Origin of the sequence: Novosphingobium silvae (assembly GCF_009856825.1) — a bacterium.
Lineage (GTDB): Bacteria > Pseudomonadota > Alphaproteobacteria > Sphingomonadales > Sphingomonadaceae > Novosphingobium > Novosphingobium silvae.
This window is the reverse complement of record NZ_WVTD01000055.1, coordinates 1-2653: the sequence shown is the minus strand read 5'-3', so window position 1 is coordinate 2653 and position 2653 is coordinate 1. Positions and strand designations below refer to the sequence as shown.

2 protein-coding genes are annotated in these 2653 nt (G+C 60.5%); both read right to left on the bottom strand.

What is annotated here, in order from left to right; all coding sequences use genetic code 11:
* Nucleotides 1–64 precede the first annotated feature (64 nt).
* A complete protein-coding gene (locus GR702_RS21870; RefSeq protein ID WP_160987616.1) occupies nucleotides 65–1021 on the bottom strand; it encodes a TolC family protein in 957 nt (318 codons plus the stop codon).
* Nucleotides 1022–1055: 34 nt separating this feature from the next.
* Nucleotides 1056–2246, bottom strand: a complete 1191-nt coding sequence (locus tag GR702_RS21865) for a cell wall hydrolase (protein WP_337192677.1) — start codon at nucleotides 2244–2246, stop codon at nucleotides 1056–1058.
* Nucleotides 2247–2653: the final 407 nt, after the last annotated feature.

Here is a 2653-nt window from a genome sequence, read left to right as displayed (position 1 = left end):
GAAAACGCGCTGATCTTCGCCCTCGTCGGCCAAGTCGCAGCCGAAGCCGGCGTGCTGCTGATCATCATGTCTGCGGGGCCGGGCTGAGCGCCGTCCCGAAAAATCGACTTCGGCAGCGGGCTGTTAAGCTGCCCTGCAGGCCCAGGTACGGACGAGCATTACCCCGCGCCTGACCTAACTGACCCTGTGCTGCTGCAAGCTCGTACCGCGCGCCTTCGAGCAATGGGCTTGAAACCTCGGCGAGGGCCTGTGCTGTTTCGATCGTGGAAGGAAGAGGTGGCAGCTGGGGCAGGGGCGCAAGCTCTTCCGGGTAATGACCCAGGAGGTTGCGATAGCTGTTGCGGCTGGCCCGGAGATTTCCCTGAGCGAGTTCGAGTTGCGCCTGTCCGCTGAAAATGCGATTTCGGGTCTGCTGCAGGTCTGTTTCTGTTGCGTAGCGGGCTGAGTAGCGGGCATTGATCTGGTCTAGCTGCTCCGTCAATTGAGACAGGTTTTCCCTGGCGATCTCGACAAGTTGCTCGTCCCGGATCACTGCAGCATATGCGATGACTACGTTGGCTATAAGGTTCTGCTCGCCCGCGTGCATGTCGGCCAGGGATGCACCATAGCCTGCATCGGCAATCCTGCGCTGGGCGCTGAGGCGACCGAACGTGAACAGCGGCTGATCAACGGAGAGAGAGAGCTGGGGCGTGAAGCCGTCCTGCCGAAGAGCGGTTACGCCGTTCTGGGTGACCCGGCGCCACGCATAAAGGTAGCTTGCCTGCGCGGTGAGAGTTGGGCCGAACTGCGCTTTTGCCTGCTGGATACGTTCCTCGGCCGCGCGTGTGGACGCGCGGTTGGCTTCCAGGCTCGGGTTGTGTTCGTACGCGGTCGCAATCGCCTCTCCCAGAGACTCGGCATGGGCCGTCGCTGCACATAGGAAAGGAAGGACGTGGAGCGATGAATAGAGCAGATGCCTTTGCAAGAGGCTGGAAGCACGCGGCGTCTTGAACCCGGCGGCTCTGATCTGCCTCAGCGCCATGCGCCACGCCTGTAATCCTGCGCGAGGTTGCAGGTTACGTTGCACGGGACAGATCTCCCTGGAAGCCAATCCAGCGTCGGTTCCGGTCGCTAAGGCATTGGCTGTCGGACGGTCGATTGAAACGGGTGCAGTCCCAAAGAACGATCTCAACCCCGGTCCTCTTGTCCGTGACATAGAGAAAGGCAACGGTCCGGATCAGAGGGTTGTCCGGCGAGCCATAATCCTTGGAGCGCCGATCCCATCCCACGATCTTGCAGTATCGTTCGCCCGAACACCGATTGAGCCCTTGTAAAGCAAGCTCGGTGCCATCGCCGCCTGCGTCGACAAGAACGAAATGATCCCCTGATCGAGGCGTCAGAACAGTGGGAGCAGTGTCAGCACCATTTGCATTCCCCTGCTCTGCGCTATCTGCCGGTGGCTTCTGCGAAGATCTGGCAAGTATATGCGCTGCGGAAAGCATGGCGAGTTTCGGCTCCAATGGCTCCGCGCCAGTATAGCGCCCTGAGAACGCCGCCTTTCGTCCCCAGCTTCCTCGCCAGCGGAAGAACAGGTGCGTGCCTACGCGTTGGATCTTGTCGAGTGAGCCGCTCCAGTATGGGTGTACCCAGTCGGTATGATAGTGCGTTGCCATGCCAACGCGTGGTTCGATCTTCCCAGCAAGGAACATCGACGCAAGGTCTTTTGCGCGCCGCCACGCTACGGGATTGGGGGCGCGCTGCAATGCCCCGTCGCAGGTGAAAGTGAACTGGCAGCCCGTGGCCCGTTCCGATCCTTCATAGATCACACCGCAAATCGACTTTGGAAAGGCAGGGTGCCGAACTCTGTTCAGCACCACTTGAGCCACCGCTGCCTGTCCGACCGGATCATCGCCAGCCTCGTAGATCATCGCACTGGCCAAGCAGTCGAGGGCACGAGCGAAGGTCTCGCTGCCCATCTGGATCTGCAGCGGAAAGGGGCGATCCGCCCCAAGTGGAACGAATGGCGTAGCCGCGTTAACCTGATTTGCGACCTCTGGATTCAAGCCTGGAGTATGCAGAGGATCAATGGGCTGTCGTCTCTTTTCAAGATGGCGCGGAGCCTGAGAGGAAGGGCTCTTGGCGGTGATCGGATGCTGCCCAGTCGACATCCACGCCACCATCTGCGACAAGGTGCCTGCAGCGCAGAGAAGGAGCACCAGCGCGACTGTGCCTGCGACGGTTTGCGGGTTGGTCTTGAAGGATCGCACCCTTAGCCCTGCACGTCCAAAGAACGCGCTCAGTGCGGGGGCTAGTGAACGCTCGGCTGTGCAGGCTGACGGCCGATCAAGAGGATGGGCGAGCCGGGCCATCAGCGAGCCAGGGTAACCGAAAGCACGGCAACTACTTTCGAATAGCGATCGAAAGGAGCGGGTCCGTTCACAAATCGTTTGGTAAATCCAACATTTGCATTTGCAGAGAGCCAGCGATTAAAACGGAAACGGGGACCGGCGGAAATCTCATAGCGCCCGGCGGAATAGTCCTCGTGCGCATAACAGCCCGCTGCCGAAGTCGATTTTTCGGGACGGCGCTCAGCCCGGCCCCGCAGACATGATGATCAGCAGCACGCCGGCTTCGGCTGCGACTTGGCCGACGAGGGCGAAGATCAGCGCGTTTT

Bases quoted from the DNA above. Each gene is read 5' to 3' on its own strand.
- GR702_RS21870 (WP_160987616.1), bottom strand. From the start codon at position 1,021: ATGGCGCTGAGGCAGATCAGAGCCGCCGGGTTCAAGACGCCGCGTGCT.